The sequence below is a fragment of the Streptomyces cyslabdanicus genome (assembly GCF_052663305.1).
In genome coordinates, this window is record NZ_JBQRUW010000009.1 from 61,260 (window position 1) to 75,368 (window position 14,109).

A 14,109-nucleotide genomic window follows, 5' to 3' on the forward strand; every position below is an offset into this window, starting at 1 on the left:
TCTCGGCCCCGAGCCCTCCCCTTGAGCCGCTTGCCGACGATCCGATGCGGGTGAGATGTATGACGGTATTGATGATTGAACCAGTATGGCAAGACCTGGAACGAGGCCTCACGTTTTTGTTGGTTTTGCCGTAACGCCACCCTGTATGTGCGGTTCAGTGCCTGGAGCGAAGGTGCCCCACGCGTCGGAGGATCCTGTCCGCGGGCCCGAACAGTTCCGGCCGCGACAGCACCGTGTTGCGCAGCGCCCGGACCGGGGCGCGGCGCGCCCGATGCCCGACCGCTACCGGGTGACGTCTGGTCACCCATCCTTCGGACACGCTGAGTTCGCGCGTCTTCAGGGAGTCCTTGTACTCCTTCTGGCCCCGGCCGAGATCCAGGTACGCGATGCCGTCGGCGGCGGCCGCCTCGGCCATGCGCAGATGCAGGACCAGCCCCGGGGAGAACTTCGCGAACGCCGGGTCGTAGGCCGGGAACCAGCAGGCCAGGACCCGTTCGGTGCGCAGTCCGAAGTGGGCGGCGACCGGCCGGCCGTCCGCGTACAGCACCGACAGGATTCCCGCGAAGGGATCGGAGCGGGTGTGGAACAGCCGGGTGGCCAGACGGGTGATCCACTTGTGCGCGAAGCGGTCGCTGCGCCCGGTGCGCCGGTACTGGGCGGACTTCCAGGCCATCAGCTTGTGCAGCACGGCGGGGTCGCGCTCGTCGTGGACGTAGCGCACCGGGCCCGTGTCACGGCCCAGCCTGCGCTCCTTGGCGAGCGTGGTCCGGGTGAACTTCGGTGAGCGCGCGCGCAGTTCACTCAGATAGGTGGCGTAGCCCCGGTCGACGTCCATGACCGGGGACGGGAAGCTGCCGGAGGCTCCCGCCTCGAACGGCTCCTGACCGGTCACCAGGTGGTCGAACTCCCAGACGGCCAGTGAGCAGGCCCGCAGCAGTTCGCGGGCGTCCCAGGTGAAGCCGGGCCGGTGCACCAGGCCCTGGCAGTCGGAGACGCCGAGCCCGACGGCCCGGCCGACGCCGGCGGCCGATCTCTGGAACGGGAAGAACGCGGCGGGTTCGCCGTCCTCCCGGACCACCGCGATCCGCACCCCGCGTCTGCACCGGCCCACCGCGAGCGCGAACTCGGGGGACAGGAAGGGGTTCGCCAACTCCTCCGCACCATGCAGATGGGCCTTGGACTGCATCGCGGTCCACGCCGTGCGGTCGGCGGCGGTCAGCTCGCCGGGGCGGTACACGCTGATGTCCACGTCAGGAGCCCTGTCTTCTCGCCGTACGGCCGCGCCGCCGCACCAGAACCAGCAGGAGAACGAGGGAGCTGAACGCGGTGACGGCCAGCAGTCCGCCGCTGACGGACCATCGGTGCACGGCCAGCATCCCCTGGGCCACCAGCATGTCGAGAACGACGGCGCCCGCCACCGAGACGAGGACACGGCCGAAAGGATCCAGCCCGCGCAGGGCGGCGGCGATGGCCGCGGCCGGCGCCGTGAGCAGGAAGAACAGCGTCAGCGGACCGCGCAGCGATGAGCCGGAGCCGGTGAGCGCGAGCAGCGCGCCGATCCCCGCGACTGCCGTCGCGGCGCCCGCGAGCAGCGGTGACAGGTCCCTCCCCGGCCCTGGCCGCGCCCGCTGTGTCCCCGGTGTTGAAGCTGTCTTGATGCGTATGGTCTGCATTGGCGACTTTGCCCCCCGAAGCGCCGGATGCCGGGCTTCAATGTCGCGCAGCCCACGGCGCCCGTCAAGATGCGGAAGCCGCCCGTACGGGCTCTCGCCCGCCCGCGCAACCCTTTCGAGTGGCCGGTTCCCGACCTCCCGGGCCTCGTGCGTCACAACGGTTTTCGTTGATCGCATAAGAGTTTTGACATGGACACTTCCCAGTCAACACGCGTAGCTGCTACCACGGTTACCGCAGAGTTCCTGCTAATAGGGAGGTTCCATGAGACGAAGTTCCCGCGTTTCCGCCTATGTCGGCTCTCTCCTCCTGGCAGTCTGCCTCGCCCTGACAGGGGCGGCGGCGGCCCAGGCATCCCAACTGGCGGCGAGCGGCCCGTATGTGGCCCTCGGTGACTCCTACTCCTCCGGGGTGGGCGCCGGCAACTACATCAGCTCCAGCGGCGACTGCAGTCGCAGCACGAACGCCTACCCCTACCTCTGGAACGCGGCCCACTCGCCGTCCTCGTTCGACTTCCAGGCCTGCTCGGGCGCCCGTACGGACGACGTGCTGGCGAAGCAGCTCGGCTCGCTCAACTCCGCCACCTCTCTCGTCTCGATCACCATCGGCGGCAACGACGCCGGATTCGCCGACGTCATGACGACCTGTGTGCTGCAGTCCGACAGCGGCTGCATCGACCGCATCAACACCGCCAGGGCGTACATCGACTCGACGCTGCCCGGCAAGCTCGACAACCTCTACTCGACGATCCGCGGCAAGGCGCCGAACGCGCGCGTGGTCGTGATCGGGTACCCGCGCTTCTACCTGATCGGGCAGCTCTGCCTCGGACTCTCCGACACCAAGCGTTCCGCCATCAACGCCGCCTCCGACTACATGGACACCGCGATCGCCAAGGTCGCCGCCAACCACGGCTTCACCTTCGGTGACGTCCGCTCCACCTTCACCGGCCACGAGATCTGCTCCGGCAACTCCTGGCTGCACAGTGTGGACTGGCTCCACATCAGCGACTCGTACCACCCGACGGCGGCCGGCCAGTCCGGCGGCTACCTGCCGGTGCTCAACAGCGCTGCCTGACCTTCCGTCACCGACAGAACGCCCTTCGCGCTTGAAGCGGGGGCCCTGACCGCGGGGGCCTCCGCCCGCTCACGCGGCTGCGCGTGCCGGCCATGGGTCACTTCGGCCCACTGTGGGCGCAATTGTTCAACTCGCCTTGAAATCTGTTGGATTCGGAGAATATTCGTCAACACCCCTCCACAGAAGGTGAATCCTGCCACCGCGATACACGAGTGCCCGGCCGGGGCGATAGGGTTACTCTGCCCGGGCCGGGTGGACTCGTACGGGTGGGGAGTGACATGGAGCAGATAACAGTGCGCAGCAGGGCCAGAGTCCCTGCGATCACCTGCGGGAGCAGCGCGACCAGCTCGCGTCTCGACCGCCATCTGTCGGTGCTGGCCGGCCCCGCCGTGCCGCAGCGGGAGACGGTCGAGGCGACGTCGCTGATGCGCGAGCTGACCGCACGCGGTCCGCACGACCGCACCGGCAGGCGCGCTCGGGTCCACCGTGTGTCGCTGTTCGCACCGCTGCGCCGGCTGCGCCGCTCGCTGTTCGGCGCGCGCTGAGTCCCGACCGGCGCCCCCTCGGCCCGTTCACCTGACCCGCGCTCAGGCCACCACGCCGTCCCGGCGCAGTTCCGCGATCTCGCTGTCCGTCATCCCCACGGCGCGCAGCAGCGGCCCGGTGTGCTGTCCGAGCGCGGGCACGTCCCCCATGCTCGGCCCGGTCCCGCCCGGCAGCGTGATCGGGGGCAGCAGCGCCCTGAGCGGCCCGACCGGCGTCCCCACCTCCCGCCACCGCTCCCGGGCCGCCAGCTGCGGATGCTCCGCGAGCGCGTGCACGTCCCTCAGCCGCGCGCAGGCGATGCCCGCGCCCTCCAGCCGGGCCATCGCCTCGTCGGCGTCCAGCGCACCCAGTGCCTTTCCGGCCAGCTCGTCGGTGCGCTCCCGGTTCTCGACCCGCGCCGCGTTCGTCGCGAAGGCCGGATCCGTCCCCAGCTCGGGCCGGCCCAGCACCTGTTCGGCGAGCCTGCGCCACTCCCGGTCGTTCTGCAGCGACAGCAGCACCAGGACGCCGTCCGCGGCCGGAAAGGCGTCATAGGGGGCGATGACGGCGTGCGCGAGGCCGGTGCGCGCCGGGGCGGTCCCGGCGTGCAGCGCGTGATGCAGCGGATGCCCCATCCTCCCCCACTGCCTCAACGGCGTGGGGGGGGGACCCCCATGGCGAGCGCCTCGAGCATCGACACCTCCACCGGACCGCCGCGCCCGGTCGTGCCGCGCCGCACCAGCGCGGCCAGCACGCCGGAGAACGCGTACATGGCCGCCGCGACGTCCGCCGCCGGGATCCCCGCCTTCACCGGCTGCTCCGCTGTGCCGGTCACGGACACCAGCCCCGCCTCGCACTGCACGAGCATGTCGTAGGCCCGCTTGTGAGCGTACGGACCCCCTGACCCGTAGCCCGAGATGTCGACGGCGATCAGCCGCGGATGTTCGGCACACAGCGTCGCCGCGTCCAGCCCCAGCCGGGCCGCCGAGCCCTGGGCGAGGTTCTGCACGAACACGTCCGCCTGGGTGACCAGACGCCGTACGACGGCCAGACCCCGCGGGTCCTTCAGGTCCAGCGCGATCGACTCCTTGCCCCGGTTGCACCACACGAAGTGCGAGGCGAGTCCGCCCGCCGCGGTGTCGTACCCGCGCGCGAAGTCACCCCCGTCCACCCGCTCGACCTTGATGACCCGGGCTCCCAGATCGGCGAGCTGCCGGGTGGCGAACGGCGCCGCCACGGCCTGCTCGACAGCGACCACGGTGATGCCCTCCAGGGGCGGCGGAAGCTGATCCATGCCCTGGATCATCACCCGCGCCCGGTGGCTTTGTCAGCAGCGGGGCGTGGCCGGTCACCGACGGGATCGCCCTGCGTGCCGGGGGCACGGCCGGGGTGCCTGACCGCCGACCGGGGGCACGCGCCGACAGGCGGTCAGGGCGTTCGGGCGGCCGCTGTCAGCCCTCTCCGCGGGCGTAACGCCGGACGGCGAGGGGTGCGCACACGGCGATCAGGAGCGCGCACCAGGCCAGCGATCCGGCGACGGGGTGGGCCACCGGCCAGGCGGCGCCCTCGGGGACGGGGGCGTTGCCGAAGAGGTCGCGCAGGGCGGTGGTCACCGCGCTGATCGGGTTCCATTCGGCCGTGGTGCGCAGCCAGCCCGCCAGGTTGCCGGTCGGGATGTAGGCGTTGGACAGCAGCGGCAGCACGAAGGTGGCGGCGCCGAGCTGCCCGGCGGCCTCCTCGCTGCGGGTGAGCAGCCCGAGGAGGATCCCGATCCAGGTGCACGCGAACCGGAACAGCAGCAACAGGCCCACGGCGCCCAGAGCTTCGGGTGCCGACCCCTCGACCCGCCAGCCCACCGCGAGCCCGACCAGCAGCAGCGGCACCGTTCCGGCCGCGGTGACGACGAGGTCCGCCACGGCCTGCCCGAGCGGCACCGCGGAGCGGCTCACCGGCATCGTGCGGAACCGGACCATCACGCCCCGGTGCGTGTCCTGGGCCGCCTGGAACATCCCGGTCATGATCCCGCCCGCGGCGGTCGCCGCCAGCAGCCCCGGCACCAGGAAGGAGCGGTACTCCCCGCCGGGCATCGCGAGCGCGCTGCCGAAGACGTAGCCGAAGAACAGCAGCATGTTGATCGGCATGACCTGGGTCAGGATCGCCAGTCCCGGGTTGTTGCGGACCCGGCGCAACTGCCGGCCCACCATCGCCATGCCGTCGTACGTCAACGCGCTCATGCCACGAGCTCCTCGGTGTCGGGGGAGGTGCCGGCGGAGGTACCGGGGGAGGTGTCGGCCGACTGCCCGGTCAGCCGGAGGAAGACGTCGTCGAGGGTCGGCGGCCTCAGGCTCGCGTCGAGCAACGGCACGCCGGCCGCGTCGAGTTCGCGCACCAGCCGGGGGAGAGTGAGCGTCGGATCGGTGGTGACCGCGCCGACGGTGCGCCGTTCGTGGTTGAGAGCCGGCTCGGAGCCTGTGAGACGGTCGAGGACGCCCGTGGCCCGCACCATCGCGTCGGCCTGCGCGACGACGACTTCCGCGTACGAGCCGATCAGCGACTTGAGCTGGGCGGGCGAGCCGGTGTGTGCGACCCGGCCCCGGTCCACCAGGGCGACGTCGTCGGCGAGTTGGTCGGCCTCCTCCAGGTACTGGGTGGTCAGCAGCACCGTCGTCCCCTGTTCCCTCAGGTCGCGCACCGCGTCGTGGATGTGGTTGCGGCTGCCCGGGTCGAGCCCGGTGGTCGGCTCGTCCAGGAACAGCACGTCCGGGCGGCGGATCAGGCCGGCCGCCAGGTCGAGCCGGCGTCGCATGCCGCCGGAGTAGGTGGCCGCGGTCCGGTCGGCCGCCTCGGCGAGGTCGAACCGCTCCAGCAGTTCGTCGGCGCGCGCGGCCGCGTTCCCGACCCGGTGCAGCCGGGCGAACAGCCGCAGGTTCTGACGCCCGGTGAGGTCCCCGTCGACCGACGCGTACTGCCCGGTGACGCCGATCCTGCGGCGCACCGCCGCCGCCTCCCGGACGAGGTCGTGCCCGGCGACCCGGGCCGATCCCGCGTCCGGGCGCAGCAGCGTGGTCAGCAGCCGTACGGCCGTGGTCTTGCCCGCCCCGTTCGGCCCCAGCAGCGCGCAGACGGTGCCCTGGGCCACGGCCAGGTCCAGCCCGCGCAGGGCGTGGACCGGGCCGAACCGCTTCTCCAACCCCTCACTAAGTACAGCGTACGTAGTCATCATGTGGGGATGGTAGCGCACTACGTACGGTGTACGTAACTACGATGGTGGGGCGAGGTGATGATCGATGGCTGGCCGAGGGGCCGTACCCGAAGTGATCTGGGCCCGTCCCGAGCGGGCGGGCCGGGGGCCGAGGCCGGCGTACAGCCGCGCCGACGTCGCGGCCGCCGCGGTGCACATCGCCGACGCCGGTGGCCTGGACGCGGTCTCCATGCGGCACGTGGCGGCGCACCTGGGCTGCGGGACCATGTCGCTGTACAACTACGTCCCCCGCAAGGAGGACCTGTACGAGCTGATGGTCGACGCCGTCGGCGGTGAGCACGAGCTGTGGGAGCCCTCGGGCGACTGGCGCGCCGACATGCTGCGGGTCGCCCACCAGACCCGCGGCCTCATGCACCGCCACCCCTGGCTGCCGCGCCTGATGTCGGGCATCTACGGCTTCAGCCCGAACGCCCTGCGCTACCTGGAGCACTGCCTGGTCTGCCTCGACCCGCTCGAGGTGTCCTACGGCACCAAGATGGAACTGGTCGCGATGCTCAACGGCGTGGTGACCACGTACGTGGCGAACGAGTTGGCCACCGCCGAGCGGGCCCGGTCGTTGCCCTGGTCGGAGGAGGAGGAGAACGCGGTGCGGATCGCCTATCTCGGCGGGCGGATCGCCACGGGCGCGTATCCGCGGATGGCGCGGGCCTTCGCGGAGGACGCCGGGCCGATCGACCTGGAGGCGGTGTTCGAGCGGGCACTGGAGCGGGTGCTGGACGGGTTCGCGCCGCGCGGCTGAGGCGGCCCTCTCAGAGCAGGGCGAACTGGCCCTCCGGGCCCTCCTCGCGGTGATCGAGGACCGAGGCCGGCCGGCGGGCCGCGTCCGGTACCGGCAGGACACCCGCGGACCGCAGGCCGGCCGCGGTGATCACGTCCGTCATCTCCAACGCCTCCCGGCGCGGCCGCAGTTCCGCCAGCAGCGCGAGCACCGTGATCAGCTCCAGGAGCTCGGACGTCCACGCCTGCGGCCAGGCCGCGGGGCCGACGGCCGCGAGGGTGCCCGCGGCGCCCCGCGCGGTCCGCGCGGCGAACCACTGCTCCAGGACCCGCACCGAGCCGGCCTCGAAGTCCCAGGCCTCGGGCGGGACTGGGGAGACGCGGCCCTCGTCGAGGTGCAGGGTCTCCTCGTCCCGGTCGTAGCGCAGGGTCAGCGGGCGTGCGGGCAGCGGGGCGCGGACGTAGGGGCGGCGGCCGCCGGGGAGCTTGGGGCGCTCGCCGTCGCGGCGCATCAGCCACAGCGTCCGGCGGCCCAGTTCCACCCCGGCCGCCCAGACCCCGGTGTCCCCGGTGAGCGGGACCACCGGGCCGCCCGGACCGGGGCGTGCCGCCGCGAGTGTCCAGGCGAGGACGTCCTCCGGGTCGGGGCGGTGCCCGAGCCGGGTGGCGAGGTGGTCCAGCAGGCCGGGCGCCAGGTTGGGCTCCGCCGCCGCCGGGCGGCGGTACAGGGGCCGGACGCGGCCCGGGCGCAGGAGGGGGAGCAGGGACGTCGCCTGCAGGGGCGGTCCGGCGCCGGGCGCGGCGGTCGTCTCCGCCACGAAGACCTGCCGGGCGTCCGCCACCCGCCACAACTCGGGGCGGGCCGCGTCGATCAGACGGTGGTCGGGGATCAGCCACTGCTCGTCGAAGGGCGCCACGAGCACACGTACCGGCTCCGGGCAGGGACCCGAGGCGCGGATCAGCCTCCCGGTGCCGCCGGTACGGCCCGGCAACTGCCCGACGGCCGTGTACGGCGTGCGCGAGCGCGTCGGCTCGAACAGGGCCGCCCGGTCGGGGCCGTCGGCCTTCAGCAGGGCCTCCCAGCGGGCCCTGAGGCAGTCCGCGTCGGGAGCCACCGGCCACCCCCGGCCCAGCCGCGGCGGTGCGACGGACCACGGCATGAGGTCGGCCAGCGGCACCGCGTCGTCGTGCGTCACGCCGGGCATCGTACGACCTGGCCCGGGCGGCCGGGTCAGGTGGCGTCGAGGGTGACCGTGAAGGAGAAGCGGTCCCCCCGGTAGTGGATGACCGCCACGTCCAGCGGCCGCCCCGCCGCGTCGTAGGTGATCCCCGTGTAGTGCAGGATCGGGCTGAGCAGCGGGACCTGGAGCAGCCGCGCCGTCTCCGGGTCGGCCAGCCGGGCCTGGACGGTGTCCGTGATCCGGCTGATGTCCGCGCCCACCACGTCCCGCAGCACCTTGGTCATCGGCCACCGCACCAGGTCCTCCGGCGCCATCCGGCGGGCCAGCTCCGGACGGACGTAGTTGCGGGCGTGGTTGGTCGGCTCACCGGTCTTCTCGTCGCCGCGCAGCCGGTGGTACGTCGCCACCTCGCCCAGATCCGGGAAGAACTCGGCGAGTTCGGCGGGCACCGCCTGCGTGCCGTGGGCCAGCAGCTCGGTGGTCATGCCGGACTGCTGGGCCACGATGGCGTCCACCGAGCCGAGGAGCCGCACCGGGGCGCCCCGCCGGGCACCGGGCTCGATGAACGTGCCGCGCCGCCGGTGCCGGGTGATCAGCCCCTCGTCCTCCAGCTCCTTCAGCGCCTGCCGCATGGTCAGCACGCTCACGCCGTAGTGCCCCGCCAGTTGTTCCTCGGTGGGCAGGCGCAGCGGGTCCTGGGGCGAGCGGCCGAGGATCGAGGCGCGCAGCGACTGCGACACCTGGTACCACAGCGGCAACTTGCGGTTCAGGACGATCGAATCGGGGGCGAAGGAGGTCACGGGTCATCCGTACCGGTAGACGATCGATCAGGGCAAGGGAAGGTCCTAGGCCCTGTCGTCAAACTCCCGTCTGCCTCGCCACGCCATGCACGCTCCCCCAAGCTCTTCGAGCAGGGGGGACCCCCACTCGCCGCACCGGGCCCTGACGCAAGTACATCCAGTACGAGGGCCAGGGCCCGGCACTCCCCCAAGCTCTTCGAGCAGGGGGGACCCCCAGAGCACGCACCTGACGCCGCGAGGCCCGCCCTCCGGGCGGACGACGGGAGTTTGACGCCAGGACCTAGGGCCGGAAGTTCCGCTCGAGCCCCTGCCAGACGTCGTCGTACCGCCGCTGGAGGTGCTCGGCCCCGGCCGCGTGCGGCGTGAGCGTCAGCGGCCAGCGCGTCTCGAACATGAACGCCAGCCCGTCGTCGATCTTCTGCGGCTTCAGCTCCGCCGCGCTCGCCCGGTCAAAGGTCTCGCGGTCCGGACCGTGCGCCGACATCATGTTGTGCAGCGAGCCGCCGCCCGGCACGAAGCCCTCCGCCTTGGCGTCGTAGGCGCCCTCGATCAGGCCCATGTACTCGCTCATCACGTTCCGGTGGAAGTACGGCGGCCGGAAGGTGTCCTCGCCGACCAGCCAGCGCGGCGCGAAGACGACGAAGTCCACGCCGGCCAGGCCCGGGGTGTCGGAGGGCGAGGTCAGCACCGTGAAGATCGACGGGTCCGGGTGGTCGTACGAGATCGTGCCGATCACATTGAAGCGGCGCAGGTCGTAGACGTACGGCACGAGGTTGCCGTGCCAGGCCACCACGTCGAGCGGGGAGTGGTCGTAGGTCGCGGTCCACAGGTTGCCGCAGAACTTGTTCACCACCTCCACCGGGCCCTCGGTGTCCTCGTAGGCGGCGACCGGAGCGCGGAAGTCCCGGGCGTTCGCGAGGCCGTTGGCGCCGATCGGGCCGAGGTCGGGGAGGCGGAAGGGGGCGCCGTAGTTCTCGCAGACGTAGCCGCGCGCGGTGGCGTCGAGGAGCTCCACGCGGAAGCGCACCCCGCGCGGGACGAGCGCCACTTCCCCCGGCCCGGCCTCAAGCAGCCCGAACTCGGTGTGCAGCAGCAGCCCACCGCGCTCCGGCACGATCAGCAACTCGCCGTCCGCGTCGCTGAAGACGCGTTCCATCGAGGAGTCGGCGTGGTACAGGTGCACGGCCACGCCGGTGCGCTGGGTGGCGTCGCCGTTGCCGCCCAGGGTCCACAGTCCGGCGAGGAAGTCCGTGCCCGGCGCGGGCTCCGGCAACGGGTTCCAGCGCAGCCGGTTGGGGTCGGGCACCGTCTCGGTGAACGGCGCCGTGCGGATCGTGCCGTTGCCGGTCCGGGTGAACGCCGGGTGCGCGGCCGACGGGCGGATCCGGTACAGCCACGAGCGGCGGTTGTGGGCCCTCGGCTCGGTGAAGGCCGTACCGCTGAGCTGCTCCGCGTACAGCCCGAGGGGGGCGCGCTGCGGGGAGTTGCGGCCCTCGGGCAGTGCGCCCGGAACCGCCTCGGAACTGTGCTCGTTGCCGAAACCGGAGAGGTAGGTCGGTTTTCCGGCGGTCCTGCGTGCGTCCCCGCTCATGATCGCTCCCTTGCAACCTGATTCCTATGGGACACCGTAGGATTGCGTTTTCCGGGGCGCAAGACCCCCTACTCCGGGCGGAGGAGGGAACCCGACTCCAGGGGGATCCGGCGGGGCCTGCCCCTGCTCTACGCTCCCCGTCATGTCGTCGTGGACGCGGGGATCACTCGCTGCGCTCGCGGCCTCGGCTCTGCTGTTCGCCGGGGCGGTGGGCTGTGGACCGAAGGCCGCGCACGGGCCGGCGGACGGGAAACCGGCCGAGCCCGTGGGCAAGCTCCTCGACCACACCGACGAGGAGGGCCGGCGCTACCGCGAGGTGGACCGGAAGACCGCTCCCGAGGTCCGTGTCGAGGTGTGGCCGGACACCGACGGCGACTGGGACGTACGGCTGACCGTGCGCCGCTTCCGTTTCTCCCCGGACGGCACGGCGGCCCGGGCGGCGGCGGGCCGCGGCCTCGCCCATCTGCTGGTGGACGGTCGGCTCGTCGTCCGCCTGCGCGCCCCGGAGTACCGCCTCCCGGGCCGGTTCGTCCCCCACGGCACCCATCACGTCACCGTCCGCCTCCACGCCGACGACGGCACGGTCTGGGCGGTCGCCGGCCACCCGGTGCAGAGCACGGTCGACATCACGGCCTCGTCCCCGGAGCCGCCGGAGCCGTCCCGGGCCGCGTCGTCGAGGGACTCCTCCCCGGTGCCGCCTCCGCAGGACGCGTCCCGGGCCGTGATCGCGGAGCCGCGCCGGGGCGCGGTCCGGCCTGCCGCCGGGCGCGCTTCACCCGCTCGCCGGGGAAAGGCATGATGAAGCCGTGTCCCACTCGACCCCGCTTCGCCGTGCGCCCGTGCAGCGGCGCAGCGCCGAACGGCTGGCCAGGATCCTCGACGCCTGCGCCGAACTCCTCGACGAGGTCGGCTACGACGAGCTGACCACGCGTGCCGTCGCGGTGCGCGCCGGCGTGCCCATCGGCTCGGTCTACCGGTTCTTCGGCAACAAGCGGGAGATGGTGGACGCGCTCGCCCAGCGCAACCTCGACCGGTACACGGAGCGCGTCACCGAGCGGCTGAGGAAGGCGGGGGAGGCGGGGGACGGCGGGTGGCGCGCCGCCATGGACGCCGTCCTGGACGAGTACCTGGCGATGAAGCGGACCGCCCCCGGATTCTCCCTCGTCGACTTCGGCAACCAGATCCCCGTCGGCGCCCGTTGCGCCGAACCCAACCACCGCGTCGCCGACCGGCTCACCGACCTCCTGTCCGGCCATCTGCGCCGCCCGCCCGACGACGACCTGCGCCGGACCTTCCTGATCGCCGTCGAGACCGCCGACACCCTGGTCCAACTCGCCTTCCGCGTCGACGCGCAGGGCGACGAGCGGATCATCGAGGAGATGCGGCGGATGCTGCGTGCCTACCTGGCGCGGGTGCTGGACTGAGGCCGATTCCCGCCATGCCGCGCGGCCTTCGGCGCCAAGGGCGGGAAACGGTTGCGCCGGGTGGGGGAAAGCTGACGGCGCGTCGGGTGCCGCTCGCCACGGGTCGCGAACGCATGTGAAAGACAGTCAGACGAAAGAGCGATTTGTATGAAAATCGTCTGACTCGGAGGAACGCGCATGCCCACCCTGACGAACCCACGCACCTTCGGCTCCCGCGTCGGTGCCGCCGCCCTGACGGCCCTGACCGCTGCAGGCGCCGTGTGGCTGGCGGCGCCGTCCGCCGCGGCCCAGGGGGAAGCCGGCGACATCAAGATCCATCGGGTGGGCGTGCCCTTCGGTGTCTCGAAGGACGACCCCGTGGTCTGCCGGTTCTACCTGGACGCCGTCAACTTCGACGTCCTGCCCAGCATCGGCTACACCATCCAGCCGCAGCCACCGCTGCCCAACAGTGCCACCGTCACCGGCACCATCCCCCTGGCCACCGGGGCCGGCCACACCGACCCGCTGGGGCTCGCCGACGGTCAGTACAAGCTCGCCTGGACCGTCGCCGGCACCCCCAAGGAGAAGATCTTCCGTGTCAACTGCCGTGAGGAAGGCCGGCGCGAGGGGGCGCACGGTCCGGGCGGCCGGATCGAGGACCCGGGCCGCGGCCACGAGGTGCCGGGCGCGGGCCGCATCGACCGCGGCGGCCCGCTGGGCGGCGTCCACGCGGGCGGCGGCGGACTCGCCTCCTCGGTCGCGGCCTTCTCGCCGGTGACCGGGGCCGCGGCCGTGGGGCTGGTCGTGGTCAGCGGGGTCGTGTACATGCGGCTGGTCCGCCGGCGCCCGCATGGCGCCGCGTAGGCGCGGACGCAGGCCCTGGTACCGGACCCGCACCTACCGCCTGACCAGGACGACCGTGCTCGCGGTCGTCCTGGTCACGGCAGGGAACCGGTGCGGTGGGCAGCACGACGGCAGCGCTCCGGAGCGAGCCGCCGGGCCGGGCGCCGTGGCCCCCGCCCACCCGGGTCCTTCCGGGACGGACGGCGGCGGGGAGGACGGCGGCAGGACGGACGACGGCGGCCGGGACGACCGCGGCCCGGACCGCGGCGGTCCCGATCGCGGAGCTTCGGGCACGGACGGTGCGAACGGCTCCGGCCCGGCCCGCGGGACGTCCGCCTCGCCGGCGCCCGCAGCCTCCTCCTCCCGGCCGCCCGTGCCGCTGCCCCGGTCCCGCGCGACCACCCTGCGCATCCCCTTCCTCCGCGTCGACGCGCCGATCATCGGGGTCGGCCTCGACGGTCACCGGGAGCTCGGGACGCCGCCGCTCGACAAGCCCAGGCTCGTCGGCTGGTACGACGGCGGCCCCACGCCCGGGGAACCCGGCACGGCGGTCGCGGTCGGGCACCGCGACACCAGGTCCGGCGCCGCCGTCTTCGCCGCGCTCGGCCAGCTGGGGCCGGGCCACCGCATCGAGATCCGGCGCCAGGACGGCCGCACCGCCGTCTACACCGTCGACAGGGTGCGGGTCTTCGACAAGGCCCGCTTCCCGGACAAGGAGGTGTACGGCACGTCCCGCCGCCCCGAGCTGCGCGTCATCACCTGCGGCGGCCTCTACACCCACAGAGCCGGCTACTCCAGCAACGTCGTCGTCTTCGCCCACCTGACCTCGACGCGCTGACCCCGCGCGGCGCGGCGGGCGGGTGGTCCACCGCCGGCCGCCCGCCCCTGAACGCGATCGTCCGCTTTCTCGCCGGGCGGACGGCGGTATCGGATCCTGCCCGGTCTCTTCCCCCAGGTGCGTACATTCCGTTAACTTCCGTGACTCATACGCCCCGTACGACCCGCACGAGGCGTTCGACCCGCGGAGCCTCAGTGCTCTGGT

At 72.7% G+C, this 14,109-nt stretch carries 14 protein-coding genes and 1 pseudogene; 7 read left to right on the plus strand and 8 right to left on the minus strand.

The genetic code is table 11. The features are described from left to right. Window positions 1-154 precede the first annotated feature (154 nt). Together ACTYVM_RS06840 and ACTYVM_RS06845 are read right to left on the minus strand one after the other, a co-directional pair. Window positions 155-1,249, minus strand: a complete 1,095-nt coding sequence (locus ACTYVM_RS06840) for a GNAT family N-acetyltransferase (RefSeq protein WP_445525029.1) — start codon at window positions 1,247-1,249, stop codon at window positions 155-157. Window position 1,250: 1 nt separating this feature from the next. After that, window positions 1,251-1,673 (minus strand): hypothetical protein, encoded by a 423-nt coding sequence (locus ACTYVM_RS06845; RefSeq protein WP_445525030.1) that lies wholly within the window; start codon window positions 1,671-1,673, stop codon window positions 1,251-1,253. A gap of 262 nt (window positions 1,674-1,935) precedes the next feature. Between ACTYVM_RS06845 and ACTYVM_RS06850 the strand changes: the two genes are divergently transcribed. Together ACTYVM_RS06850 and ACTYVM_RS06855 are read left to right on the plus strand one after the other, a co-directional pair. Beyond that, window positions 1,936-2,745 carry an SGNH/GDSL hydrolase family protein gene (locus ACTYVM_RS06850; protein ID WP_445525031.1) on the plus strand — a complete coding sequence of 270 codons (810 nt, stop codon included), beginning with the start codon at window positions 1,936-1,938 and terminating at the stop codon, window positions 2,743-2,745. Between the two features lie 278 nt (window positions 2,746-3,023). Further along, window positions 3,024-3,290: a hypothetical protein gene (locus ACTYVM_RS06855; protein WP_390828021.1), complete on the plus strand. Its 267-nt coding sequence runs from the start codon at window positions 3,024-3,026 to the stop codon at window positions 3,288-3,290. A 42-nt stretch (window positions 3,291-3,332) separates the two neighbouring features. On the opposite strand, the pseudogene ACTYVM_RS06860 reads toward ACTYVM_RS06855, so the two are convergent. From ACTYVM_RS06860 to ACTYVM_RS06870, 3 genes and pseudogenes are all read right to left on the minus strand, one after another. After that, window positions 3,333-4,564, minus strand: a pseudogene (locus ACTYVM_RS06860) (CaiB/BaiF CoA transferase family protein). Between the two features lie 157 nt (window positions 4,565-4,721). Then, window positions 4,722-5,504, minus strand: coding sequence for an ABC transporter permease (locus ACTYVM_RS06865; protein WP_445525032.1), 783 nt, complete (start codon window positions 5,502-5,504; stop codon window positions 4,722-4,724). Further along, window positions 5,501-6,493, minus strand: a complete 993-nt coding sequence (locus ACTYVM_RS06870; protein ID WP_445525033.1) for an ATP-binding cassette domain-containing protein — start codon at window positions 6,491-6,493, stop codon at window positions 5,501-5,503. The genes ACTYVM_RS06865 and ACTYVM_RS06870 overlap by 4 nt, the downstream gene beginning before the upstream one ends. 64 nt (window positions 6,494-6,557) lie before the next feature. Between ACTYVM_RS06870 and ACTYVM_RS06875 the strand changes: the two genes are divergently transcribed. Further along, entirely contained in the window at window positions 6,558-7,271 is a 714-nt protein-coding gene (locus tag ACTYVM_RS06875; RefSeq protein WP_445525034.1) for a TetR/AcrR family transcriptional regulator C-terminal domain-containing protein, read from the plus strand. Window positions 7,272-7,281: 10 nt separating this feature from the next. Here the strand turns inward: ACTYVM_RS06875 and ACTYVM_RS06880 are convergent, their stop codons facing one another. The 3 genes from ACTYVM_RS06880 to hmgA all read right to left on the minus strand — a co-directional run bounded on the left by ACTYVM_RS06880 (window position 7,282) and on the right by hmgA (window position 10,821). After that, window positions 7,282-8,454 (minus strand): type ISP restriction/modification enzyme, encoded by a 1,173-nt coding sequence (locus ACTYVM_RS06880; RefSeq protein ID WP_445525035.1) that lies wholly within the window; start codon window positions 8,452-8,454, stop codon window positions 7,282-7,284. Window positions 8,455-8,480: 26 nt separating this feature from the next. Beyond that, window positions 8,481-9,230 carry a GntR family transcriptional regulator gene (locus tag ACTYVM_RS06885; protein ID WP_445525036.1) on the minus strand — a complete coding sequence of 250 codons (750 nt, stop codon included), beginning with the start codon at window positions 9,228-9,230 and terminating at the stop codon, window positions 8,481-8,483. A 280-nt stretch (window positions 9,231-9,510) separates the two neighbouring features. After that, the gene (gene hmgA, locus ACTYVM_RS06890) at window positions 9,511-10,821 is read right to left on the minus strand and encodes a homogentisate 1,2-dioxygenase (RefSeq protein WP_445525037.1); all 1,311 of its coding nucleotides are present in this window, start codon (window positions 10,819-10,821) and stop codon (window positions 9,511-9,513) included. A 142-nt stretch (window positions 10,822-10,963) separates the two neighbouring features. On the opposite strand from hmgA, the gene ACTYVM_RS06895 reads away from it, so the two are divergent. The 4 genes from ACTYVM_RS06895 (at window position 10,964) to ACTYVM_RS06910 (ending at window position 13,905) form a co-directional block, all read left to right on the plus strand. Continuing rightward, window positions 10,964-11,620: a nuclear transport factor 2 family protein gene (locus tag ACTYVM_RS06895; RefSeq protein WP_445525038.1), complete on the plus strand. Its 657-nt coding sequence runs from the start codon at window positions 10,964-10,966 to the stop codon at window positions 11,618-11,620. A 7-nt stretch (window positions 11,621-11,627) separates the two neighbouring features. Continuing rightward, complete coding sequence (locus ACTYVM_RS06900) at window positions 11,628-12,245, plus strand: TetR/AcrR family transcriptional regulator (protein WP_445525039.1); 618 nt, start codon at window positions 11,628-11,630, stop codon at window positions 12,243-12,245. A gap of 177 nt (window positions 12,246-12,422) precedes the next feature. After that, the gene (locus tag ACTYVM_RS06905; RefSeq protein WP_445525040.1) at window positions 12,423-13,088 is read left to right on the plus strand and encodes a hypothetical protein; all 666 of its coding nucleotides are present in this window, start codon (window positions 12,423-12,425) and stop codon (window positions 13,086-13,088) included. Beyond that, a complete protein-coding gene (locus ACTYVM_RS06910; protein ID WP_445525041.1) occupies window positions 13,075-13,905 on the plus strand; it encodes a class F sortase in 831 nt (276 codons plus the stop codon). The genes ACTYVM_RS06905 and ACTYVM_RS06910 overlap by 14 nt, the downstream gene beginning before the upstream one ends. Window positions 13,906-14,109 lie beyond the last annotated feature (204 nt).